Source organism: Corynebacterium antarcticum (genome assembly GCF_016595285.2).
GTDB classification, from domain to species: domain Bacteria; phylum Actinomycetota; class Actinomycetes; order Mycobacteriales; family Mycobacteriaceae; genus Corynebacterium; species Corynebacterium antarcticum.
In genome coordinates this window covers 213,277-237,525 of sequence record NZ_JAENIP020000004.1, presented here as the reverse complement: position 1 = coordinate 237,525, position 24,249 = coordinate 213,277, and the positions used below count along the sequence as shown (strand labels likewise).

18 protein-coding genes and 1 pseudogene are annotated in these 24,249 nt (G+C 68.9%); 12 read left to right on the top strand and 7 right to left on the bottom strand.

From position 1 onward, the window contains the following. Positions 1-22 precede the first annotated feature (22 nt). Both JIM95_RS10655 and JIM95_RS10650 read right to left on the bottom strand, forming a co-directional pair. Positions 23-1,078 (bottom strand): ABC transporter substrate-binding protein, encoded by a 1,056-nt coding sequence (locus JIM95_RS10655; RefSeq protein ID WP_200256350.1) that lies wholly within the window; start codon positions 1,076-1,078, stop codon positions 23-25. A gap of 139 nt (positions 1,079-1,217) precedes the next feature. Then, positions 1,218-4,316, bottom strand: coding sequence for a heterodisulfide reductase-related iron-sulfur binding cluster (locus JIM95_RS10650; RefSeq protein ID WP_200256353.1), 3,099 nt, complete (start codon positions 4,314-4,316; stop codon positions 1,218-1,220). 769 nt (positions 4,317-5,085) lie between these two features. On the opposite strand from JIM95_RS10650, the gene JIM95_RS10645 reads away from it, so the two are divergent. Genes JIM95_RS10645 through JIM95_RS10615 form a run of 7 tightly spaced genes read left to right on the top strand, consistent with a single transcriptional unit; the run spans position 5,086 to position 11,723 of the window. Then, positions 5,086-6,762 carry a nitrite/sulfite reductase gene (locus JIM95_RS10645; protein WP_200256355.1) on the top strand — a complete coding sequence of 559 codons (1,677 nt, stop codon included), beginning with the start codon at positions 5,086-5,088 and terminating at the stop codon, positions 6,760-6,762. After that, positions 6,759-7,016, top strand: coding sequence for a hypothetical protein (locus JIM95_RS10640; RefSeq protein WP_248113870.1), 258 nt, complete (start codon positions 6,759-6,761; stop codon positions 7,014-7,016). The genes JIM95_RS10645 and JIM95_RS10640 overlap by 4 nt, the downstream gene beginning before the upstream one ends. After that, entirely contained in the window at positions 7,013-7,792 is a 780-nt protein-coding gene (locus JIM95_RS10635; protein ID WP_248702964.1) for a phosphoadenylyl-sulfate reductase, read from the top strand. The genes JIM95_RS10640 and JIM95_RS10635 overlap by 4 nt, the downstream gene beginning before the upstream one ends. Then, the gene (gene cysD, locus JIM95_RS10630; RefSeq protein ID WP_232958464.1) at positions 7,789-8,742 is read left to right on the top strand and encodes a sulfate adenylyltransferase subunit CysD; all 954 of its coding nucleotides are present in this window, start codon (positions 7,789-7,791) and stop codon (positions 8,740-8,742) included. The genes JIM95_RS10635 and cysD overlap by 4 nt, the downstream gene beginning before the upstream one ends. Then, the gene (locus tag JIM95_RS10625) at positions 8,742-10,052 is read left to right on the top strand and encodes a sulfate adenylyltransferase subunit 1 (RefSeq protein ID WP_200256362.1); all 1,311 of its coding nucleotides are present in this window, start codon (positions 8,742-8,744) and stop codon (positions 10,050-10,052) included. Before cysD ends, JIM95_RS10625 begins: the two co-directional genes overlap by 1 nt. After that, positions 10,045-10,785 carry a sirohydrochlorin chelatase gene (locus tag JIM95_RS10620; protein ID WP_200256364.1) on the top strand — a complete coding sequence of 247 codons (741 nt, stop codon included), beginning with the start codon at positions 10,045-10,047 and terminating at the stop codon, positions 10,783-10,785. Before JIM95_RS10625 ends, JIM95_RS10620 begins: the two co-directional genes overlap by 8 nt. Continuing rightward, the gene (locus JIM95_RS10615; protein ID WP_200256366.1) at positions 10,773-11,723 is read left to right on the top strand and encodes a sulfite exporter TauE/SafE family protein; all 951 of its coding nucleotides are present in this window, start codon (positions 10,773-10,775) and stop codon (positions 11,721-11,723) included. The genes JIM95_RS10620 and JIM95_RS10615 overlap by 13 nt, the downstream gene beginning before the upstream one ends. A gap of 124 nt (positions 11,724-11,847) precedes the next feature. Here the strand turns inward: JIM95_RS10615 and JIM95_RS10610 are convergent, their stop codons facing one another. From JIM95_RS10610 to JIM95_RS10600, 3 genes and pseudogenes are all read right to left on the bottom strand, one after another. After that, positions 11,848-12,213 (bottom strand): DUF3887 domain-containing protein, encoded by a 366-nt coding sequence (locus JIM95_RS10610; RefSeq protein WP_234034418.1) that lies wholly within the window; start codon positions 12,211-12,213, stop codon positions 11,848-11,850. A gap of 30 nt (positions 12,214-12,243) precedes the next feature. Beyond that, positions 12,244-12,336 (bottom strand): annotated as a pseudogene (locus tag JIM95_RS10605) (DUF3887 domain-containing protein); the annotation flags it as partial. Positions 12,337-12,884: 548 nt separating this feature from the next. Continuing rightward, positions 12,885-13,538, bottom strand: a complete 654-nt coding sequence (locus tag JIM95_RS10600; RefSeq protein ID WP_200256371.1) for a hypothetical protein — start codon at positions 13,536-13,538, stop codon at positions 12,885-12,887. Between the two features lie 90 nt (positions 13,539-13,628). Between JIM95_RS10600 and JIM95_RS10595 the strand changes: the two genes are divergently transcribed. Beyond that, positions 13,629-14,270: a nucleosidase gene (locus JIM95_RS10595; RefSeq protein ID WP_200256373.1), complete on the top strand. Its 642-nt coding sequence runs from the start codon at positions 13,629-13,631 to the stop codon at positions 14,268-14,270. 67 nt (positions 14,271-14,337) lie between these two features. Here the strand turns inward: JIM95_RS10595 and JIM95_RS10590 are convergent, their stop codons facing one another. Continuing rightward, on the bottom strand, positions 14,338-15,753 hold the full coding sequence (locus JIM95_RS10590) for an AI-2E family transporter (RefSeq protein WP_200256375.1): 1,416 nt from the start codon (positions 15,751-15,753) through the stop codon (positions 14,338-14,340). Positions 15,754-15,866: 113 nt separating this feature from the next. Then, positions 15,867-19,343 carry a proline dehydrogenase family protein gene (locus JIM95_RS10585; RefSeq protein ID WP_200256377.1) on the bottom strand — a complete coding sequence of 1,159 codons (3,477 nt, stop codon included), beginning with the start codon at positions 19,341-19,343 and terminating at the stop codon, positions 15,867-15,869. Between the two features lie 879 nt (positions 19,344-20,222). Between JIM95_RS10585 and dnaK the strand changes: the two genes are divergently transcribed. The 4 genes from dnaK to dnaJ all read left to right on the top strand — a co-directional run bounded on the left by dnaK (position 20,223) and on the right by dnaJ (position 24,213). Continuing rightward, on the top strand, positions 20,223-22,058 hold the full coding sequence (gene dnaK / locus JIM95_RS10580) for a molecular chaperone DnaK (RefSeq protein WP_200256381.1): 1,836 nt from the start codon (positions 20,223-20,225) through the stop codon (positions 22,056-22,058). Next, positions 22,059-22,229, top strand: a complete 171-nt coding sequence (locus tag JIM95_RS10575; protein WP_200256382.1) for a hypothetical protein — start codon at positions 22,059-22,061, stop codon at positions 22,227-22,229. Further along, positions 22,226-22,909: a nucleotide exchange factor GrpE gene (gene grpE / locus JIM95_RS10570; protein WP_200256383.1), complete on the top strand. Its 684-nt coding sequence runs from the start codon at positions 22,226-22,228 to the stop codon at positions 22,907-22,909. Before JIM95_RS10575 ends, grpE begins: the two co-directional genes overlap by 4 nt. Before the next feature lie 122 nt (positions 22,910-23,031). After that, positions 23,032-24,213, top strand: a complete 1,182-nt coding sequence (gene dnaJ, locus JIM95_RS10565) for a molecular chaperone DnaJ (RefSeq protein ID WP_200256384.1) — start codon at positions 23,032-23,034, stop codon at positions 24,211-24,213. Positions 24,214-24,249: the final 36 nt, after the last annotated feature.

Sequence of the window (24,249 nt, the reverse complement as noted above, 5' to 3'; positions counted from 1 at the left end):
GTCCCCGCGATTCAACTGGGGGCTACCGTTCGTTCCTCACTGCACCGGCGTACCGTGCCAGGCCCTCGGGGACAACGGGTCCGTCCACGTGAAATGCGCGGGCGAGCTCGTCGAGGATCGCGTACGCGCCCGGCAGTGACTCCGAGGTGGTCCACGCCGCGTCATCGGCGGGGACGGTCCGGGCCTCGAGATCCGACCAGCTCTCAGTCGCCCGGAAGCTCTCCATGGAGCGTTCCCCACCCAACGGGCTGGTGGTGATGAAGATCCGGTCGGCGTCGACGTCCGCGACCTGCTCGGCGGTGACCTTGATGAAATCCTGGTTGCCGCGTTGCGACTTCGGCCGCGCCAGCCCGGCGTCGGTGAGCACCGTACCGGGGAAGGATCCCGCCGCGTAAATCCTCGTCGGGCCGTTCTGGAACCGGAGAACCGAGATCGTCGGATCCGATGCCCCGGCGTTGATCTCACCGCCGATTCGTCGCGCCTCCTCCTCGTACCGTCCGAGCATGGCGGACGCCTCACCTTCCGCCCCCAGAGCTTTCCCGAGAACCAGGTAGCGACTCTTCCAGGTGGTCGGCGCGCCCTCCGACAACACCGTCGGGGCGATCTCGGAGAGCCGCTGGTAGTGCTCCCCACCGGTTTCCGCGGCCCCGACGATCAGGTCTGGTTTCAGCGCCGCGATCGCGTCGAAGTCAGGTTCCCGCGGAGTCCCCACGATCGCAGCCCCGGCGCCGAATTCCTCTGGGAGATCGCCCAGGTAGGCACCGAGTTCAGTGCCGTGCGTGTACGTCTCGGTGTACCCGACCAGAGTGCCGTGCAGCATGAGCACCGCGTCCGCCCAGGAGTCATCGAGAGCGACAACGGTCCTGGCCGGGGCGTCGAGCTTCGTCGTTCCGAGTGCATGGACGATACTGATCTGCCTACCGTCAGCTGCCTGCGGCGAGGTGACCTCCGTCGACTCCCGCGACGTGGTTCCCGGAGCCGGGGTGCCGCTGTGTGCGGCGCAGCCGGCCAGAGAGAAGCTGAGTGCTGTGGCGAAGAACAGAACGCCGGCACGTCGGAATCGGGACGGTGTGGTCACGGGGAATCCTTCGGGGGGCCGCGGGAGTGCGGTCAGTCAGTGTCTGAGATACACCCCCGACGTTAACAGCGCGTGAATCGTCTCGCTGCCGGGCGCCGCCGCGGGGGAACCCGCAGCGGGGGAAGAAGCCTCGTGGTGGTCAGGCGTCGGATTCCCGCCCCGGTGCCTCGGTGGCCGTGGGCTGCACCCGTTCTTCCGTTCCCGGCACACCGGGAACTCCGCCCGGCGGTTTCGGGGTGCCGCCGCCGAGAGCCTTGGGCACGCTCGGCTTCAGTGGTGCCCCGCCGGGCGCCGTGGGAACCCCCGGTACCTTCGGGGCGCCTGGAGTTCCCGGGGCCGTCGGAGCCTTGGGCACACCGGGCACCCTGGTGCCCGGTGCCGGTGGTGCGGCAGGTTTCGGAGCGGCGGGTGCCTGCGGCGTGGCAGAGCCGGGTGCCTTGGGTGTGGCAGGCGTCGTGGATCCGCCGGTTGCCCGTGGCGCTGCGGGGACCTTGGGGGCAGAGGTATTTGCGGTTCCGGAGCCGGCAGGGGGAGTGCCTGGTGCACCGGGCACTCTGGCGCCCGGTGCCGGTGGTACGGCGGGTTTCGGGGCCGCGGGTGCTGCGGGAGCTGCGGGAGCTTTTGGTGCTCCGGACCGGGTTGAGCCTGGTGCCGGTGGAACGGTGGTGCCGGGTGCCATGGGTGCTTTTGGAGCCGTCGGTTTCGTGGTCCCGGGTCCGGCTGGTGCACCGGGCACTCTGGCGCCCGGTGCCGGTGGTACGGCGGGTTTCGGTGCCTGCGGTGTGGCTCCGCCGGCTGCCCGTGGTGCTGCGGGTGCCTTGGGGACGGCGGTTTTCGTGGCCTCGGATCCGGCAGGGGCAGGGGGAGTTCCGGGCTCCTTCGGAGTATCGGGAGTGGTGGTCGGCTGGGGCGGTTTCGTGGACACGACGGGCACAGCCCGGTCGCCCTGACCACCGGAGGAGCTCCCGCAGGTGCCCTTCTTCCGCGGCTTCACGGAGGTGAGACCCAGATCCAGGGTGTCCCGACGGGGCGGTGTGAGGAAGGCACGCTCGCGGGGTTCCGGTAGCTGTCCCTCGACGAGGACGGCATCGCGGAGCATCTGCGCGACATCCCGGACCTTCGGCTGCTCGGCGGAGGGCTTGTCGGAGAGGGCCTTGACCCCTCCGGTGAGCATGACGGTGCAGAAGGGACAGCCGACGGCGATCTCCTCGGCGCCGGTGGCGAGCGCCTCACTGGTGCGGTTCTCGTTGATCCGGGTGCCGATGGTCTCGTCCATGAACATGCGGGCTCCGCCCGCACCGCAGCAGAAAGCCTCGTTCCGGTTGCGGTCCATTTCCCTGAGATCATGCCCCGTGGCGCCGAGCAGCTCGCGCGGCGGGTCGAAGACCTTGTTGTGGCGACCAAGGAAACAGGGGTCGTGGTACGTGATCGGCCGGCGGTCCTCGGGTCGGCGGGGGACCGGGGTGAGGAGCTTCTCGCGGACCAGCTTGTTCAGGATCTGGGTGTGGTGGACGACGTCGTAGTGGCCGTCGAAGTCCGGGTACTCGTTGCGCAGGGTGTTGAAACAGTGGGCGCAGGTGGTGATGATGGTGCGTTGGCCCTTCGGCACACCCTCGAACACGGTGTTGAGGGTGCTGATGTTCTCCTGAGCGAGCATCTGGAACAGGAACTCGTTGCCGGCGCGCCGGGCGGGATCGCCGGTGCAGGTCTCGCCCTTGGAGAGCACCGCGAACTTCACTCCCGCGGTGTGGAGGAGTTCGACGACGGCACGGGTCGTCTTGACCGCCTCATCGTCGTAGGCACCGGCACACCCGACCCAGAAGAGGTACTCGGTGTCGCTGAAGTCGGTGACGTCCTCACCGAAGACCGGGATCTCGATACCGTCGCGGCGTGCGGCCTCGATCCAGGTGGCGCGGTCGGCTGAGTTCCGGCCCCACGGGTTGCCCTTGGCCTCGAGGTTCTTGAACAGGCCCGCCAGCTCGGAGGGGAACTCCGATTCGGCGAGGACCGCGAACCGGCGCATGTTGGCGATGTGGTCGATGTGCTCGATGTCCACCGGGCACTGTTCGACGCAGGCACCGCAGTTGGTGCAGCTCCACAGCACGTCCGGCTCGATGGTCCGGCCCTCGCCGACGAGCTTGAGTACGTCCACACCGTCGTGGGAGGTGTCGGCCTCGAGCAGGGACGGGTCGAGGAGATAGGGGGAGTTGGTCACCATCGCGTCGCGGATGTCGGTCATCAGCAACTTCGGGGACAGTGGCTTCGCGGTGTTCCAGGCGGGGCACTGCTCCTGGCAGCGCCCGCAGTCGGTGCAGGTCGTCGCGTCGAGAAGCATCTTCCAGGACGCGTCCCGGAGAGTGCCCGTGCCGATCGGGTCGGTGTCGGGGTCGAGCTCGTCGACGCTGTCGAGGGTGACTTTCTCACCGCGCGAGACCATTGGTGCAAGCGCGCCGAGCGCCGGTGCGCCGTCCGCGTTGCGCTGGAGGAAGATGGTGAAGAATGCGGTGACCCGGTGCCAGGCCACGCCCCAGGACAGTTGCCGCCCGACGACGAAGAGCCAGATTGTCCCGGACAGCAGTTTGATCAGGGCGAACACGCTGACCATCACGGCGCTCGCGGGGAGGAGCTGCGCGATGTGCATGGTCAGGAAATCGGACCACAGGTGCGGGTGGATGTCGTCGTAGGTGGCGATCTTCGCCGACTTCACGGCGATCATTCCGAGTCCCTCGATGAGGACGACGCCCTCGACGAAGTGCGCGGCGCGCGCATTGGATCCGTAGAACCGGGACATGCGTTCGCGGGTGCCGGTGTGCAGCCGGGCGCCGATCAGGAAACAGATACCGGCGACGGTGCCGATGCCGAGCAATTCGTCGGCGAGGTGGTAGATGCCCCATTCGCTGACGATGGGCCACCCGCCGCGTGGCCGGAAGGTCTGGATGTAGGCCTCGAACCAGAGGACGAAGCCGATGAGGAAACCGACCATGACCAGCCAGTGTGCCGCCGCGATCGCGGGTTTCCGGGCCAGTTCGCTGTGGAGGACGACTTCCCTGAACAGCGTGCCGACGCGTCGCGTGGGGCGGTCGGTGCGCCCCGGAAGGGGTTGCCCCCCACGGACGAGCCGGAAGAGTCGGCTCGCGCCCCGGAGGAAGTAGAACCACGCGGGAAGTGACAGCAGGAAACCGATGCATCCCAGTACCACCGTGGTGCTGGTCATGGTTGGGGCTGCGGCGAGCGTCATCGCGGGAGGGATCCTTGGCGTGGGCGGGAGAACGGGTGATCAGCGCCCGTCACGGGCGGGCTGGCCGCGTGCGGGCTTGGTGGTTCCCACTCTAAGCGGTGGCCTGGTCATCTCCCCAACAGAGTCCGCGTCCCACGTCGGCGCGATCCGCCGGTGGAGACGGGAACCCGTCTGTTCAAGGGACGTCCGGGGATGGTTCGGCGTTCCTGAAAATAACGGACGGCGGCCGGCTTCGGGGTGGGGGTGTGCGGTCGGGACCTTTCCCGGGGAGCCGGCTGCAGTGTCGGTGCGGTGCCGTCGACGAAGTGGTTCCGGGGAACACGGTTGTCTCTCGGCCCGGGGTGGGGCGGAGCGGTCGGCGTGCCGGGGCCCGGCTGTGGCGCCGTGGTCCGGCGTCCCGCTCCCCGCATGATCGGCTGTGCGCCTGTGGCGGGCGGCGTGCGGGGTCGGGTCGTTCCGTCCGGTCCGGAACGGGGGCTCGGGGAGTGGGGGTGTCCGGTCCTGTCGACGACTGGCGCTGCCCGACGGTGGAGGATTGCGCACAGACCGGGGTGTGTACAGAACGGTCTATTTCATTCATGAGCATAGTTTGTCCATATGGACTGTTTAAAGCGACCAAAAACGTTCAAATAGACAGATCGGTTCATAAAAAATGCCGTTTTTATGGCCGTAAAAGCGTTTCCTGTGTCAGACTTGGCCACACCAACAGCACCCCCATCGCGGCCCCGGCCTCGGCACCACCGGAACCGGGCTTTCCAAGGAGCACCCCATGGCACCGACAACCGTCAAGGAACGGCCCGCCCGCCAGCGCAAGCCGGACGGCCAGTGGAAGATCGACGGCACCGAGCCCCTCAACGACGACGAGCGGATCAAGGCCGAGGACCCTGGGATGTCCTGCAGGCAGCGGATCATCGACATCTACTCGAAGCAGGGCTTCGACTCCATCGCCGAAGAGGACCTCGCGCCCAGGTTCAAGTGGGTCGGCCTGTACACGCAGCGCCGCCAGGACCTCGGCGGCGAGCACACCGGCAACGCCACCAACGCCGAGCTGCAGGACAGGTTCTTCATGATGCGGGTGCGTTTCGACGGCGGCGTCGTCAGCACCACCCAGCTGCGGACCGTCGGCGAGATCTCCCGCGACTACGCCCGCGGCACCGGCGACTTCACCGACCGACAGAACATCCAGCTCCACTGGATCCGCATCGAGGACGTCCCCGCGATCTGGGAGAAACTCGACGCCGTCGGCCTGTCCACCCTCTGCGGCTGCGGCGATGTGCCGCGGGTGATCCTCGGATCCCCGGTCGCGGGAATCGCCGCCGACGAGATCATCGACGCGACCCCCGCCATCGAGGCGATCACCTCGGACTGGCTGCACCGCGAGGAACTCCACAACCTGCCGCGGAAGTTCAAGTCCGCGATCTCCGGCTCGCCCCGCCAGGACGTCACCCACGAGATCCAGGACCTCTCCTTCATCGGCGTGAACCACCTCGAACACGGCCCCGGCTTCGACGTCTACGTCGGCGGCGGGCTGTCGACCAACCCGATGCTCGCCCAGCGGCTCGGCGTGTGGGTCCCCCTCGACGACGTGCCCGAGGTCTGGGCGTCCGTGGTCAAGGTGTTCCGCGACTACGGCTACCGTCGCCTGCGCAACCGTGCGCGGCTGAAGTTCCTCGTGGCGAAGTGGGGCGTGGAGAAGTTCCGCCAGGTCCTCGAGGACGAGTACCTCGGCCGCCCGCTCCTCGACGGCTCCGCCGCCCCGGTCAATCCCGGCAACCGCGACCACCTGGGGGTCCACCCGCAGAAGGACGGTCGCTTCTACGTCGGCGTCAAGCCCACCGTCGGTCACGCCTCCGGCGACCAGCTCATCGCCATCGCCGACGCCGCCGAGGCCCACGGCGTCACCCGGATCCGCACGACGGTGGACAAGGAGCTGCTGTTCCTCGACGTGGAGGAGCGGCAGGTCGAACCGCTCAAGGAGGCGCTCCACGCCACCGGCCTGTATCCGGAGCCGAGCGAGTTCCGTCGCGGCGTGATCTCCTGCACCGGCCTCGAGTTCTGCAAGCTCGCACTCGTGACCACCAAGGCCCGGGCGATCCAGCTCGTCGACGAACTGGAGGACCGGCTCGTCGACATGGACGTCCCGCTGAAGATCAGCCTCAACGGCTGCCCCAACTCCTGCGCCCGCTCCCAGGTCGCCGACATCGGACTCAAGGGCCAGCTCGTCAACGACGACGAGGGCAACAAGGTCGAGGGCTTCCAGGTGCACCTCGGCGGTGCCCTCGGGTTCGACCCCGACTTCGGCCGCAAGCTGCGCGGACACAAGGTCACCTCCGCGGAACTCGGCGACTACGTCGTCCGGCTCGTCGAGCGCTACCGCGAGCAGCGCACCGAGGGCGAGCAGTTCCGCGAATGGGTCCTGCGCGCCGACGAGGGGGACCTGCAGTGAGCTACCGCGTCGACACGCCCAACCCCAACCGCGGCTTCCCGCAGTACTGCGCGTACTGCGGCGGAACCGACCTCTTCCCCGACGAGGAGACCGACTTCGCGTGGGCCTGCCAGGAATGTCGGCGGGTGTTCTCCGTCATGTTCCACGGCCGCAACGACCCGGCCAACCGGCCCGCGCCCGCGCCCTCCACCGCGGAGGCGCTCGCGGCGTCCCTCGAGCACCACGGACACACACCGGGGGTGCGGGTACCGTGACCGACCTCAGCCGCTTCGCCCGCCCCCGCGCCCACCGCGACCCAGAGGTCTCACCGGCCGGGGCGGCGACCACCGCACCGCTCGACCCCGGGACCCGCGCCGAACTCGCCGCCTTCGTCGACACGCACGCCGACGCCCTGTACGACGCTGACGCGGAGACGATCCTCGCGACCGTCGCCGAGCACGTTGACGGCCCCGTCGCCGTCACCATGTCCATGGAGAACACGGTCCTCGCCGAGCTGGCCTCCCGGTATCTGCCCGACGCTGACCTGCTGTTCCTCGACACCGGTTACCACTTCGACGAGACCCTCGACGTCGCCGACGGGGTCCGCCGCCGGTACGAGCTCCCGCTGGTCACCGCGACCCCGATCCTCACCCGCGCCGAGCAGGACGCCACCTACGGACCCGCGCTCTACCGCCGCAACCCCACGGCCTGCTGCCGAATGCGCAAGGTCGAGCCACTCGCCGCCGCGATGAGCGGCTACGTCGGATGGGTCACCGGACTGCGCCGCGCCGACTCCCCGCTGCGCGCCGACACCCCGGCCGTCACCCTCGACAGAACCGGCCGGCTCAAGATCTCGCCCCTGGTGACCTGGTCACTCGAGGAGACCGAACACTACATCGTCGAGCACGACCTCATCCGGCATCCCCTGACCACCCGTGGCTGTCCGTCCATCGGATGCGCCACCTGCACCCTGCCCGTCGCCGAAGGCGAAGACCCCCGGGCCGGCCGCTGGGCCGGACAGAACAAGACAGAATGCGGACTCCACACATGACCACAACCCTCACCGACACCACGCCCGACGCCCGTACCGACCGGGGCACCGACTCGCCGCTGTCACCGCACCTGAGGGACCTGGAGAACGAGGCCATCCAGATCCTCCGCGAGGTCGCCGGACAGTTCGACAAGGTCGCGCTGCTGTTCTCCGGGGGCAAGGACTCCGTCGTCGTCCACGAACTGGCCCGCCGCGCCTTCGCGCCCGCGCCCGTTCCGTTCGAACTGCTGCACGTCGACACCGGCCACAACTTCCCCGAGGTCCTCGAGTTCCGCGACCGCCTCGTCGAACGCACCGGCGCTCGGCTGCGCGTCGCGAAGGTGCAGGACTGGATCGACCGGGGTGAGCTCAGCGAACGCCCCGACGGCACCCGCAACCCCCTCCAGACCGTCCCCCTCGTGGAGACCATCGCCGAACAGGGCTACGACGCCGTGCTCGGCGGTGCCCGCCGTGACGAGGAACGGGCGCGTGCCAAGGAGCGCATCTTCTCCGTCCGCGACAGCTTCGGTGGCTGGGACCCGCGCCGCCAGCGGCCCGAACTGTGGAACCTCTACAACGGCGGCCACCTGCCCGGTGAGAACATCCGAGTGTTCCCCATCTCCAACTTCACCGAGGCCGACATCTGGGAGTACATCGGCGCCCGGAACATCGAGCTCCCGCCGATCTACTTCGCCCACGACCGCGAGGTGTTCAACCGCGACGGCATGTGGCTGACCGCCGGTGAATGGGGCGGCCCCCGCAAGGGCGAGACCCCGGAGACCCGCCGCGTGCGGTTCCGCACCGTCGGCGACATGTCCTGCACCGGCGCCGTCGACTCCGACGCCGACACCGTCGACGCCGTGATCGCCGAGATCGCCGCCTCCACCCTCACCGAACGTGGCGCCACCCGCGCCGATGACCGCCTGAGCGAATCCGCCATGGAGGACCGCAAGAAGGAAGGCTACTTCTGATGACCAGCACCCTCACCGCCCCCGCCCCGACCGAGGCGCTGCACGACCGCCAGACCCTCCGGCTGTGCACCGCGGGCAGTGTCGACGACGGCAAATCGACCTTCGTCGGTCGTCTCCTGCACGACACGAAATCGGTGCTCGCCGATCAGCTCGCCGCCGTCGAGGCGACGTCCCGGGCCAAGGGCCTGGAACACGTCGATCTCTCCCTGCTGGTCGACGGACTGCGCGCCGAACGCGAGCAGGGCATCACCATCGACGTCGCCTACCGTTACTTCGCCACCGCGAAGCGCACCTTCATCCTCGCCGACACCCCGGGCCACGTGCAGTACACCCGCAACACCGTCACGGGTGTGTCCACCTCCCGCGTCGTCGTGCTGCTCGTCGACGCGCGCAACGGCATCGTCACCCAGACCCGCCGCCACCTCACCGCCGCGGCCCTGCTCGGCGTGGACACTGTGGTCCTCGCGGTGAACAAGATCGATCTCGTCGGATTCGACGAGTCCGTGTACCGCGCCATCGAAGCCGAGTTCACGGCCCTCGCCGACCGCCTCGGTGTGACCGGCACCTTCGTGGTTCCCACCTCCGCGCTGCTGGGGGACAACGTCGTCGAGCGCGGCGCCAACACCGACTGGTACACCGGCCCCACCGTCCTCGAGATCCTGGAGACAGTGCCCGCCGGCCCCGAGGTCGGTGAGCTGGGGTTCCGGTTCCCCGTACAGACCGTCATCCGCGATCACGCCACCGACTACCGCGGCTACGCGGGCCGGGTGACCGCCGGACAGATCCGACCCGGCGACACGGTGTATCTCGGCTCGGGGCGCACCACGACGGTCACCGGCATCGACACCCCGGACGGGGAGGCGGAGCTCGCGCTGCCCGGCGACTCCGTCGTGCTGCGCCTGGCCGACGACATCGACCTCACCCGCGGTGACCTCATCGCCGGCGCCGACCGGCCCGACGACGTCCGCGAGTTCACCGCCACACTCGTCGGCCTGGCCGAGAAAGCCGTCCGCCCGGGCCAGCTGCTCAAGCTGCGCTACGGCACGTCCCTGGTCCGGGGCCGGGTCACCCGGATCACCGCGGGCATCGACATCGACGCCCCGGTGGACGACGTGGTGCGGGACGCCCCGGACGAACTCGCCCTCAACGACATCGTGCGCGCCGAGATCCAGGTCGCCGAGGCCCTGCCCGTCGACGGTTTCACCGCCCGCGGTGCCGTCGGTTCCCTCCTGCTCATCGACCCCGCCTCCGGGGACACCCTCGCCGCCGGCCTGGTCGACGGCACCGGCGGCGGTGGTGGCCGTGACTGACCCGCGTCCCGCACTGATCACCCTGTCCCACGGATCCCGGCACCCCCACGCCGACGCCGGTATCGCCGCACTGAGCGCGGCCGCCGGTGACCTCCTGGACCTGCCCGCGCACCCGGCGCACCTGGACCTGTCGACGCCCACCCTGCCGGACGTCGCCCTCCGGCTCGCCGTCGAGGGCGTCCGGGAGGCCGTCGTCGTGCCGCTGCTGTTCACCCGCGCGTTCCACGCGACGACCGACGTCCCCGAGGCGGTGCGCGCGGCCACGGCAGTTTCCGGGCTACGGATCACCCTCGCGGACGGGCTCGGTACCGGCCCGGATCTCGTCGACGTTCTCGCGGAGCGTCTCACGGTGGACCGCCCGGACCACCGCGACACCGTCCTCCACCCGGTGGGAACATCCAGTGCGCGGGCCACCGCTGACCTGACGCGACTCGGGGCGGAGCTCGCCGAGCGGACCAATCGCCGCATCGACGTCATCGCGGCCACCGGTCCGGGGGGCGGGCCGGACGCGGTCCTCGACCGCGCCCGCGCCGCCGGTTCGCTGCACGTCCTCCCGTTGTTCGTCACACGCGGTCTGCTGCTCGACCGGCTGACCGACCGCCTGCCCGCCACCCGCCCCGGGGGCCCGGACATCTCGGTCAGTGCCCCGCTCAGCCCCGACCTCGCCGGAATCGTCGCCACCCGATACTCCGACGCCCTGAACAGCGACCGGACACCGGCATGCGTACCCTGATCCTCATCGCCCTGGCCGGTGCCATCGCGCAGCTCGTCGACGGTGCACTCGGCATGGGCTTCGGCGCGACGTCGACGACCATGCTCATCCTCGCCGCCGGCCTCGGCCCCGCGCAGGCGTCCGCCGTGGTGCACACCGCGGAACTCGGGACGACCCTGGCCTCCGGAATCAGCCACTGGCGCTTCGGCAACGTCGACTGGCGGCTCGCACTGCGCCTCGGCGTCCCGGGCGCGGTCGGCGCGTTTCTCGGGGCCTACGTCCTGTCGAACCTCTCCACCGCTGCCGCAGCCCCCGTCACGGCGGGAATCCTCACCGCCATCGGGCTGCACCTCCTGCTGCGCTTCTCCCGCGGCGCCCCGCACCACGCGGTCGCCACGGACACCCGCCGCCGGGGACGGGTCCTCGGACTCCTGGGCCTGACCGGCGGATTCATCGACGCCTCCGGCGGGGGCGGCTGGGGACCTGTCACCGCCTCGACCCTGATGAGCCTCCGGCACGCCGAACCGCGCCGGGTCGTCGGAACCGTGAACACCTCCGAGTTCCTGGTGACCGCCGCCGCGACCACCGGGTTCGCGATCGGCATGCGGGAGGAGCTGCTCGCCCACCTGCCCGCCGTCGCCGCACTGCTCGTCGGCGGTGTGATCGCAGCGCCGTTCGCGGCGTGGCTCGTCAGCCGCATGCAGCCCGGTCTGCTCGGCGGGGCGGTCGGCACGGCGCTCATGCTCGTCAACGCACCCCGGGTGATCGGTGCCCTCGACACCGCGACGTGGGTGCTCCCCACCGTCGAAGGGGTGCTGCTGGCCCTCGGCGTGGGCCTGACCTGTTGCGGCGTACGTCGGATGCGGAAACAGACCAGGGTCCGGGTCATGGATGAGGCCGCCCCGGAGGTCCCCGGCCCCGTGGAACGGGGATGCGTGGGGGCCGGGACGGCCAGCTGAGGCCATGCCGGTGTCCCGGGGTCGCGGACGCGGTGAAGTGGAGGAGGTCACCCGTCGCCCGGATTCAACGGGGCGGCGGCTGACCTCCTCCATACACAGTCTGCGGTGACGAACAGCGGTTACATCAGCGGGACTGATCCTTGCTGAGCGCCTGGTCGGCGGGGAGGAACCACAGTCCGACCATCTCGCCCTCCCGGTTGTAACTGATCCGTCCCACGAGATCAGCCGCCTCGAAGTCGAGGAGCTGTTCGACGACGAGGACCTCGTCGGCGAGGCTCACCGTCTGCGCCGGGTGGCGGGCCTCGAGTTCGCCGCCGAGTGCCACGACCTGGGCCCAGGCATCCGCCAGGGATTTCGCGTCGAGTTCGTCGCCGAGTTTCGGGCCGAGCAGGTGCGCCGCGCCCTCCCAGTCGTGGGCCGTGAGGACGTCGAGGAAGGTCACGGCGCGGGTGACCGCCTCCTGCTGTTGGGTCGGGGTGGGTTTGTTCATGGGGTTTCCTGTCCGTGGGTCGATGGGGTTGCCGAACCTCTGGAACGCCGCCTGCCGGCTGATGCCGAGGGCGTTTCCGATGCTCTGCCACGTGGTGCCCCGTTCCCGGGCCGCGTGGACCAGTGTCCCCAGTGCCTCGGTGGACAGCAGCTGCATGGTGTGTGCCGTGGCCAGGGAGTGGGTGACGTCCCGGGGTGGGGTGTTTCTCGGGATTCTTTCGGTGCCGGGGGTGTCGATCTCCCGGAGTTCCGTGGCGAGCAGGGACACGACCTGGGTGAGCAGCGTGGCCAGTGTGGTGGTGTTCAGTGGTTCCGACATGTGTAAAGGTTATCTTTACATCCCGGAGGTGTCAAGGAAATCTTTACACGGTTACGGTGGCGGGACACGGTCACGGTGAGAGGTGCGGTCGGACTATGGGACGCGGGCACACGTGCGGTGGAGCGTAAGACAGGTGCACCGGATCGACGTGTCGCACACATCCTGCAGTGGGTGACGGGGTGCAGCGGCCGGGATGGACTCCCCGGTGGCTGGACCCGTGATGCGGGGCCACCACCTCGGGCATCCCGGGGTCGGCGCAGTTGCAATAGACCGACACGCGAAGACCCGGAGAGCGGTGATCACGTCGCAGTCCCGGGAACGGGCGGGATTCCGCGGTCCCGGAGGGGGACCGGTCACTCGCAGATCGGCACGCCTCGGGCGAGTCGGGCGATGCCGTCCCAGTCGATGGAGCCGGCCAGCGTCGCCGCGGACGCGAGTGCAGCTGCGGTGGGTGGGCCCGCGATCGTCGTCTCCGGCAGCCACCAGCCCTCCCACGAGGTGTAGGCCACGTCGCGTGCGTCGAGCAGCTCGCGGATCCGGCCCGCGTCCGCGAGCAGCGGCGTGCCCAGCGTCCCGACCCAGGCATCGGTCGCGATCCGGGTGGTGACGACCCGCGCCGCGGTCAGCGGGTCCTCCATGCCCGTGGTGTAGACACCGGGGGTCAGGCGTCCCGCCTCCCGCGTGGCGGAGAAGCCCCCGCCGGAGGCCACGTCGGGGGAGACCACGACGGCACCGTAGTGGCGGCGGAGCTCGGCGACCGTGATGTCAGCGCCGACGGACACGTTGCCGAAGAGCTTCAGGTGCGGTGTCGCCGGGGCGGTGGGCTTCTCGGTGAGGGTGTCCCCCGGGGCGTGTTCGGACAGCCCGTAGCGGATCAGGCCGAAGGGGGCCGGGACGCGTTCGAAAAGGTCGACGTAGATGTTGCAGCCGCACCCGACGAGCAGTTCGGCGGTCTGGATGCCGACCGGTCCGGCACCGACGACGGCGATCCTCTTGACGGGGTACATGTCTGTCCTTCCCGTACCGCAGGTCCGCGGCACACCGGTCGATTCTAACCGCACCGCACCGGGTCCTTTCCGTGCCTTAGAGTGTGGGGCATGGAACTTCGCGGATCAATCACCAACGGCCGGCCCCTCCTCGTCTTCGCCACCGACAGCGAGACGCAGGCCATCGACACCGACCTGCCCGTGCTCGTCACGGGCGTGGGCGTCCTGCGCGCGGCGATCGGCCTGACCGAGGTACTGACCGAGGCGCGTCTCGACGGGCGGGTGCCCAGCGCGATCATCAACCTCGGGACCTGCGGGGGGCTCATCGACGGCCCGAACGGTGTGTACGAGGTGCGCGAGGTGTACAAGCACGACTTCTCCTCCGAACTGCTGGAGGAGATCGACGGCAGGCCGGAGATCAATGCGCTGACCCTGCACACGTCCGGGCTGCTGCCCACCGCCCGACTCGCGACGGGCGACAGTTTCATCGCCGACACCGTCATCCGGACCCGGCTCGCTGAGCGCGCGGAGCTCGTGGAGATGGAGGGTTACTGTTTCGCCCGGATCGGTCACCGCTACGGCATCCCAGTGACCCTGCTCAAGCAGATCAGCGACGGCGCGAACGAGGAATCCGTCGGCACGTGGGCCGACGCCGTGGCGGAGGGCTCCCGCCAGCTGAACGATGCCCTGCACACCCTCGCCGATGCGGGCGCCCTCGTGCAGGCGGTCCCGGTCCCGGTCACCCGTCCCTGACCTGATGCACGGAAAAGTGCCCCGCACCGGTGACCGGTGCGGGGCACTCTCCTCTGTGGTGCGGAGCCTACTCGCCCGCGGTGCCGCCCTTACGGCTGAGGCGTCGGCGCATCGACCGGATGGCCGGGCCCATGTTGATCAGCGCCTTCGATCCGGCCGCGGTCTCTGTCTCGATCTCGTCGATCGTCCGCTCGCCGGAACGCAGGCTCACGATCTCCGCGTGGTAACGCAGCCACACGGCGATGGTCGCCGCGGCGGGAACCGCGAGGAACGCGCCGACGATGCCGAACAGTCCGCCACCGACCGTGATGGACAGCAGCACGATCACGGGGTGCAGGTTCATGGCCTTGCTCTGCAGCAGGGGGGAGAGGATGTTGCCCTCGATCTGCTGGACCGCGACGATCAGGATCAGGACGAAGATGGCGGTGGTCAGGCCGTTGGAGACCAGTGCGACCAGCACGGCGATCGCACCGGCGGAGATGGCACCGACGATCGGGATGAACCCACCGAAGAAGGTGATCACGGCGAGCACGAGCGCCAGCGGGACACCGAGGACCACGAGGCCGACGCCGATGAAGATCGCGTCGATGAGGGATACGAGGGCCTGGGCGCGGATGAACCCGGACAGCGTGTTCCAGGTGCGGGTGAGCACCTCGGTGAGATGCCATCCGGCGGACCTGCCGACGTTGCGGCGCACCCACGGCAGGAAGGTGTATCCGTCCTTCAGGAAGAAGAACGTCAGCACCAGCATCAGTGCCATGGTGACGACGACGGAGGTCGCGGTGGACACACCCGCGAAGACACCGGACGCCAGTTTGTTCGCCACCCCGCCCGAGAGCAGGCCCGAGGCGCCGTCCTGGAGCTTCGCGGAGATCTCGTCTAGGACACCGTCGATCTGGTCGGTGTTGATGTTGAACGGGGGCTCACCGAGTCGGACCTGGAGCTTCTCCAGACCGGTGACACTCTGCTTGAACAGCAGTTTCGACTGTTCGGCGACCCGCGGAGCCATCGCCGCGAAGACCCCACCGATGGCGCAGAGGGCACCGACGAGAACCAGCAGGGATGAGAGGCTGCCCGGAACGCCGTGTTCCTTCAGCCAGCGCACCGGCGGCCACAGCACCGTGCACAGCAGGATCGCGAGCAGGATCGGCAGGACACCGGTCCAGATGATTCCGAGTCCGAGCCACGCGATGCAGCTGGCGACGGCCACGATGATGAACCGCAGGGCCCAGCCGGCGACCCAGCGGCCGTCCCGGCCGATGATGACGGCCCGATCGAGCCGATCGGGATCCTCCGCGGAAACCGGGTCCGCGGACCGTTCGCCGACGACCGACGCCGTGTGGTCGGTGTCGCGGTTGATGGCGTTGAAGATGGTGTCTTCGGATGACGTCGAAGCGGAGGACCTGCTCGACGTGGTGGACTCCAGCTCAGAGATGGAATCGTCGGAGTTCCCCGGGACCCGGGGGTTGTGATGTTCGCTCATAGTGGTTGGAAACTATGCCACAGAGACCGGCCCTCTGGTAGTCCGGTGACCTCGAACTGAGGGAGGGGAGCCGTCCGGTCGACGGGTGGGGCTCCCCTCCGGTCGGGTTCCGGTCAGTTGGACAGGCCCCTGATGTACCCGAAGCGGTGCTCGGTGGTGGAGATCGCCTGCTCGAGGAGGAACGGCAGCAGCTCCCGACGGCCGTCGGCCAGCACGGGCTGATCGAGGATCACGGAGCCCGATTCGGCGGCCGCCCGGTAGAGCTCGTCGGGCACCTCGCCCAGGGCACGGATCCGGGCGGAGGCAGTGGTCGCGATCTCCGCGGCGAAGTCCTCGTCGGACAGGGCCCGGATCCCGGCGCCGAGGGCACCGAGCTCCGCGGCGGTCGCGGCCGCCGCGGACACGTCGATGTCCGTCCCGGTGATCTGACTCGCGAGCTTCATCCGGAGCAGGTCCCGTACCGCGGCCCCGGATCCGACGCGCACCCGCAGCGGCTGCAGGAGCGGCCGGTAACGGAAGACGTTCGATTCGGCGAGGAGCGCGGTGCGGTCGTGTTCCACGCCGAACTCCGTCTGCCACGCGTAGGCGTCCGCCTCCGCGGAGCGACGCAGCCAGTGGTTGTCCGCCGGGGTGAGCGTCGGGCCGAGCTGCGCCTTGAACTCGCGCAGCGTCTGGGCGATCGGCGTGCTGACCGACCCGGAGTGCAGCTCGTTGAGGTCCCCCTCGGACCAGGTGCCCTGCTGCCCGATGTAGTTCGGACCGCCCGCCTTCGCCCCGGAGCCGAGGGAGGAATTCTTCCAGCCGCCGAACGACTGCCGCTCGACGATGGCTCCGGTGATGCCGCGGTTGATGTAGGCGTTGCCCACCTCGACGTGCTCGCGCCAGTAGGCGATCTCGTCGGTGTCCAGCGAGTGCAGCCCGCCGGTCAGTGCGAAACCGGTGGAGTTCTGCCACTCGACGGCCTCCTCGAGGGACTCCGCCCGCATGATGCCGAGGACCGGTCCGAAGCACTCGTGGGTGTGGAACCAGGACCCCGGTTCGACACCGTCGCGCAGGCCCGGTGACCACAGTCGGCCGCTGTCGTCCAGCGGCCGCGGCTTGACCAGCCACCGCTCACCCTCGTCGAGCTGCGTCAGGCCGCGTTCGAGTTTCTCGCCGGGAGGTTCGATGAGGCCGTTCATCGTCGTCGAGATGTCGGTGCCGTAGCCGACGTGGAGAGACTCGACGGCGTCGACCAGCTGGTTGAGGAAACGCTTCGACCTGCCCACCGAGCCCACCAGGATCACCAGCGACGCCGCCGAGCACTTCTGCCCGGCGTGTCCGAACGCGCTCCGGTAGACGTCCGCGACCGCGAGATCGGGGTCCGCTGACGGGGTGACGATGATGGCGTTCTTGCCGCTGGTCTCCGCGTTGATGACCATGCGCGGCTTCCAGCTGCGGAACAGTTTCGCGGTCTCCGATGCGCCGGTGAGGATGACGGAGTCCACGTCCGGGTGGCTCACCAGACGCTTGCCTGCCTCGTCCTCGTCGGCGTTGACCAGCTGGAGCAGATCCTCACCGATCCCCGCCGCACGCAGCGCGGCGACGGCGATCTCCGCGCAGCGCACCACCTGGGGTGCGGGTTTGATGATGACGGCGGCGCCCGCGGCGAGTGCCGCGAACACACCCCCCATCGGGATGGCGACGGGGAAGTTCCACGGGGGAGTGACCACCACGACGCGGTACGGCTCGAAACGGACCCCGCGCACGCGGTCCAGGGCGCGTGCGGACTCCGCGTAGTAGCGGGCGAAGTCGATGGCCTCGGAGATCTCCGGGTCCGCCTCGGCGACGGTCTTGCCGGCCTCGTGCGTCATCACGGTGATCAGCTCGCCGCGGGCGTTCGCGAGCGCCCCGGCTGCCCGGTCCAGCAGCTCCGCGCGCTCGGCACCGGTTCTCGAGCCCCATTCGCGGCCCGCGTCCGCGGCCCGGGCCACGGCGGCATCGATGTCGTCCACCGATGTCACGACATCGGACTCCACTTCGCCCGGGTCCCGGTCCAGCGCCTCGATGGCCCACTCGCGGTTCGCGGGCAGGGAGGGGTCGGTGTCCGGTTCGCCGATGAAGTGGCCGGGCACGGAGCCCGAGGACGTGCCAACGTTCTCCGCGGCTTCGGCGGTGCGGTCCTGGGTCCGGCGCGGGCCGGCCGCGGTGGACCAGCGCTCCGCGACCGACGACCGGAACCGCTGGCGCTGGCTCTGCATCGGCGTGAGTCCGTCGTCGCCGGTGATCTCCGGGGCGAACAGCGCGTAGAGGAAGTTCTGCTTCGCTCCGTTCTCCTCGAGGCGGCGGACCAGGTAACTCACCGCGACGTCGAAGTCCTCGTCGTGTACGACAGGTGTGTAGAGGATCAGGTCCCCGACCACGTCCCGTACAGCGCGGGCCTGGGACGGGGCCATGCCCTGGAGCATCTCCACGTCGAGCTGGTGCTCCACGCCGCGTTCCACGGCGAGTTCGTGGGCGAGGGCGACGGTGTAGAGGTTGTGCGACGCCACACCGATGCGGACGTTGTCGGCGTGTTCGGGCTGGAGGATCCAGTCGAGGAGCCGGATGTAGTTGGCGTCGACCTCGGCCTTGGTCAGGTACGGTGTCTGCTTCCAGTCGTGGATCTCGGCCTCGACGCGCTCCATCGACAGATTCGCACCCTTGACCAGGCGGATCTTTATCTTCGCCCCGCCCACGGCGCGGCGCCGGGTGGCGAACTCCGCCAGTTCCTGCAGCGCGCCGAGAGTGTCGGGCAGGTAGGCCTGCAGGACGATGCCCGCCTCCAGCGGCAGGAACTCCTCCTCGGACAGTAGCTCGGTGAACAGGCGGATCGTCAGGCGCAGGTCCCTGTACTCCTCCATGTCCAGGTTGATGAAGGGGTGCGGGTCCCGGGACAGTGCCCTGCGGTACAGCGGCCGCAGGGTCTCCTTCAGTCGCGCGGTGTTGCCCTCGATGTCCCACGGGTTGAGCTGCGCGCACACCGAGGATGCCTTGATGGAGACGTAGTCGACGCGTGGATTGTCCAGCAGATCAAGGGTCCGGTTGAGGCGGGACTCCGCCTCCCGGTCGCCGAGGACGGCCTCACCCAGGAGGTTGAGGTTCAGGCGGAATCCCTGCTCGCGGGACCGGTCGAGCAGCTTGTTCAGGGCCGAACCCTCGGCGTCGAGAACCAGATGGCCCACCATCTGACGCAGTCGCTTGCGGGCGATCGGCATGACGATGTCCGGAAGCCAGGGCGCGACGATCGACCCGGCGGTGACCAGGCCACGGTCGACCGGCCCGACGAAGTCGGGGACCGTGCCGCGCCCCTTGAGCGGGCTGGCGAGATTGGCCAGCTCGCGGGCGGAGACGTGGTTGTCCTCGGGGCGGGCGACCCGGTCGACGAAGCCCATCGTGAAGTCGATTCCGTCGGTGTCGTGCACCAGCGCGGCGAGCTGTTCGGTGGATTTCGCCTCCTTCCGCGACTCGTCCGAGCCGGTGGCGTTGAGCCACGTCTCGGCACGGGTGATCGCGGCGGAGCTGACCTTCTCGACATCGCCGGTGTTGGTGGGCGCGTGGGGGAGGGACATGAGTGGGTGTACTCGCTTTCGTGGACGGTCACCGGCGTTCCGACGGCCGTCGGTGCGGCGGGCCGGTGGGTGACTCGGGGAGTCGGGCCCCGCTGTGTCGGGGAACTGCGGTGGTGCGGACCGCCGTCAGAGGTTCGTCCGGGGAAACCGGGGCCCGATGTGGGTGATCGGGTGGGGCGGGGTCAGACCGGCGGGCGGTCACCGACGGGGCGGCGGCGACCGCCGCACGCCTGAGCGGTGGTGGAGGCCCCGTGCGTGGGCGGCCGAACGGACGGGGTGTGTGAAACCACTGCCGCGCACCGCCTTTCTGCTCGGGTACCGGGCCGGGTCCGACTCGGGGAGGGAGGTCGTGCATCCCGTGCGTTCCCCCGCCGGAGACTGTGTCCCCATCCTAGGTGGCCACCCGGTTCGGGGGGAAGGGCTTCCGTGAAACCGGGATACGCGGTCGGTGGAGTGTGGGAATCGTCCACCCGCCCGCGCTGTGGCCGCGGCGGGGCGGCTCAACGGGGCCCGACGTGGCCGGCCGTGGCATCCGGGAGGTGTGGAAACACCGCGTGGCGGTCCCGGATGTCGGCGCGCGGATGGCCGATGCGGGCCGGATTCCGGGATGCCGTGGGAGGGTTGGTGCGGGGATTTTGGCGCGTCTCCTCCGCCGGGCTTCGACAAAAGGCCAGGTAATGGGTATTTTTGGGACTGTGTTCCAGATCACTTTCAAAAAGTTGAGCGTACCGGGAACAACTTTGCACCGAGGGCCGTTGTGATGGGTGAAGAGGTTGAGTGGCCCGCACTCAAGGAGATTGTTAACATCTTCTCCGGAAGTTGAGTCGGGGGCAGTCAACCGCCGATAGACGACACAGACACACAAAGGAGAACCATCACATGGGACGCGCAGTAGGTATCGACCTCGGAACCACGAACTCGGTTGTTTCCGTTCTTGAGGGTGGCGACCCCACCGTCATCGCCAACGCCGAGGGTTCCCGCACCACCCCGTCCGTCGTCGCCTTCGCCAAGAACGGCGAGGTTCTCGTCGGACAGTCGGCCAAGAACCAGGCCGTGACCAACGTCGACCGCACCATCCGCTCCGTCAAGCGCCACATCGGCGAGGACTGGAGCGTCGACATCGACGACAAGAGCTACACCCCGCAGGAGATCTCCGCCCGCATCCTGATGAAGCTGAAGCGCGACGCGGAGGCCTACCTGGGTGAGGACGTCACCGACGCCGTCATCACCGTCCCCGCCTACTTCGAGGACGCGCAGCGCCAGGCCACCAAGGAGGCTGGCCAGATCGCCGGGCTCAACGTCCTGCGCATCGTCAACGAGCCCACCGCCGCGGCCCTCGCCTACGGCCTGGAGAAGGGTGACAAGGAACAGACCATCCTGGTCTTCGACCTCGGTGGCGGTACCTTCGACGTCTCCCTGCTCGAGATCGGCGACGGCGTCGTCGAGGTCCAGGCGACCTCCGGCGACAACGACCTCGGTGGTGACGACTGGGACCAGCGCATCGTCGACTGGCTCGTCGAGAAGTTCAAGTCCGCCCACGGCATCGACCTGACCAAGGACAAGATGGCCCTGCAGCGTCTGCGTGAGGCCGCCGAGAAGGCCAAGATCGAGCTCTCCAGCTCCCAGCAGGCCTCCATCAACCTGCCCTACATCACGGTCGACTCCGAGAAGAACCCGCTGTTCCTCGACGAGACCCTGTCCCGCACCGAATTCCAGCGCATCACCTCCGACCTGCTCGACCGCACCAAGAAGCCCTTCAACCAGGTCATCAAGGACGCCGACATCTCCATCAACGACGTCGACCACGTCGTCCTCGTCGGCGGTTCCACCCGTATGCCCGCCGTCGTCGACCTGGTCAAGGAACTGACCGGCGGACGCGAGCCCAACAAGGGCGTCAACCCGGACGAGGTTGTCGCCGTGGGCGCCGCCCTGCAGGCCGGCGTGCTGCGCGGTGAGGTCAAGGACGTGCTGCTCCTCGACGTCACCCCGCTGAGCCTCGGCATCGAGACCAAGGGCGGCGTGATGACCACGCTCATCGAGCGCAACACCACCATCCCGGCCAAGAAGTCCATGACCTTCACCACCGCCGAGGACAACCAGCCCGAGGTCGGCATCCAGATCTACCAGGGTGAGCGCCAGATCGCCGCGCACAACAAGCTGCTCGGTTCCTTCCAGCTCTCCGGTATCGCGCCGGCACCCCGCGGCGTCCCGCAGATCGAGGTCACCTTCGACATCGACGCCAACGGCATCGTCCACGTCACCGCGAAGGACAAGGGCACCGGCAAGGAGAACACGATCAAGATCCAGGACGGCTCCGGCCTGTCCCAGGAGGAGATCGACCGGATGATCAAGGACGCCGAGGCCCACGCCGAGGAGGACAAGAAGCGCCGCGAGGAGCAGGAGGTCCGGAACTCCGCGGAGTCCATGGTCTACCAGACCCGCAAGTTCATGGAGGACTCCTCCGACAAGATCGGCGAGGACACCAAGGAGAAGGTCGAGGCAGCCGCCAAGGAGGTCGAGGAGGCGCTCAAGGGCGAGGACATCGAGGCCATCAAGACGGCCGTCGAGAAGCTGTCGACCGAGTCCCAGGAGATGGGCAAGGCCATCTACGAGGCCGAGGCCGCGGCGGGAGCCACCCAGGCCGACGCCGGTGACGCCGACTCGGACGTCGTGGACGCCGAGGTCGTGGACGAGGACGACGAGGAGAAGAAGTAGATGACCGAACCGATCGGTACCGACAAGAACCCGGACGAGGTTCTCGAGGGTGACGCCGTGGCCAACGATCTCCGGGAGGCCGCGGACACCGCCCACGAGCGCGCGGTGCACGAGGAGCAGGCCGTCATCGACAGCGAGAACGACGACAGCGACGAGGAGGCGACCCAGTGAGCCAGGACGAAGGAGCAATGCCGGACAACCCCGGCGACCCGGCCGCGACCGATCCGGAGGCCACGTCCCCGGAGAGCGCGGAGTCGGCCGTGGCCGACGCCGAGGCTGCCGCTGACGCGGAAGCCGCCGACGCCGAACTCGATGAGGCACTCGCCAGCGTCGCGGCCGACGAGGCCGCCGGGGACGCGGAAGCCGCGGCGGACGGGGAACCGGATCTCTCGGCGGAACTCGCCGAGAGGACCGAGGACCTGCAGCGGGTCACCGCGGAGTACGCCAACTACCGGCGCCGCACCGAACGTGACCGGCAGGCGGTCATCGCCTCCGCGAAGGCATCCGTCGTCAACCAGCTGCTCGACGTCATCGACGATCTCGAGCTCGCGGAACGGCACGGCGACCTCACCGGCCCCCTGAAGTCCGTCAACGACAAACTCCGCGGGGTGCTCAACCGGCTCGACGTCGCGGAGTTCGGCGCCGAGGGCGACGAGTTCGACCCTGAGCGGCACGAGGCCGTCCAGGATCTGTCCGACGGTGACGACAAGGTCGTCGGGACGGTCCTGCGCCGTGGTTTCGCGATGGGGGACCGGCTGCTGCGCACCGCGATGGTGATCATCACCGATCCCCGGGAATCCGCCCCCGAGGCCGACGCCGCCGGGGACGGCGACGACACCGCCACGGAGTGACGTGGCGGCGGGGCGGTGGCGACACCGCCCCGGTGTCCGGCCCGCTGCGGCGGACCCCGGACACCACCGAACAACTAGAATGACCTTGAACCCGTGCATGACGCGGAGGGAGGAGATGCCCAATGGCCGAGCGTGAATGGGCTGAGAAGAACTACTACGCGGACCTGGGTGTCTCCTCGTCCGCATCAGCCGAGGAGATCAAGCGGGCGTACCGCAAACTCGCCCGGGACAACCACCCGGACAACCATCCCGGTGACAAGAACGCGGAAGAACGCTTCAAGCGTATCGCCGAGGCCTACGACGTCGTCGGTGACGAGAAGAAGCGCAGGGAATACGACGAGATGAAGGCCATGCTCGCGTCCGGAGGACTGCGCGGCTTCGGCGGAAAAGCGGGGTCCGGCTTTCCGGGCGGGTTTCGCCAGACGCAGGGGGACTTCGACGTCTCGGATCTCTTCGGAGGAGATGGAGGATTTACTGCGGAAGGGGGTCTGGGTGATATCTTCGGTGGCTTTTTCAACCGCGGCCACGGTCCTCGCCACGCAGCTCAACCGTCGCGGGGGGCCGACGTCGAAACTGACATCACACTTGATTTCCGGGAAGCTGCGCAAGGGGCGACGATCCCCGTAGAGCTCAAGGGTCCGGCACCGTGCACGCGGTGCCACGGCTCGGGCTCCCGCTCCGGGAAGACCAGCCGCTGCGACAGCTGCAGCGGAACCGGGTTCACGAGCGAGAACCGCGGCGCTTTCGGGTTCTCCGCCCCGTGCCAGGATTGTGGCGGCAACGGTCAGACCATCTCCGATCCGTGTCCGGACTGCTCCGGAACCGGAACCGTCAACCGCACCCGGTCCATCACCGTCCGGGTACCCGCCGGGGTCATCGACGGCCAGAAGGTGCGGCTCGCGGGCCAGGGGGAGGCCGGTCCCAACGGGAGGCCGTCGGGAGACCTCTTCGTCACGGTCCACGTCCGCAGGGACAAGGTGTTCACGAGGTCCGGAACCACCCTCGAGGTCGAGATACCGGTCTCGTTCGCGGAGCTGGCACTCGGCGACACGATCACCGTTCCGACCCTCGACTCACCCGTCCGCGTGAAGGTTCCCGCCGGAACCCCCGACGGCCGGACCCTGCGGGTCCGTGGCCGCGGTATCCCGAAACGCGACGGGACGAAGGGCGACCTCATGGTCACGGTGAAGGTCACGGTCCCGGAGAATCTCGGGCCCGCGGCGACCAGCGCCCTGCGCGCCTACGCGCAGGCGGAGAAGGAATCCGGATTCGATCCCCGCGCGAACTGGGCGGGATCGGCGTAGACGACGCGTGGGTCGGTCGGATGCCGGAGACGCATC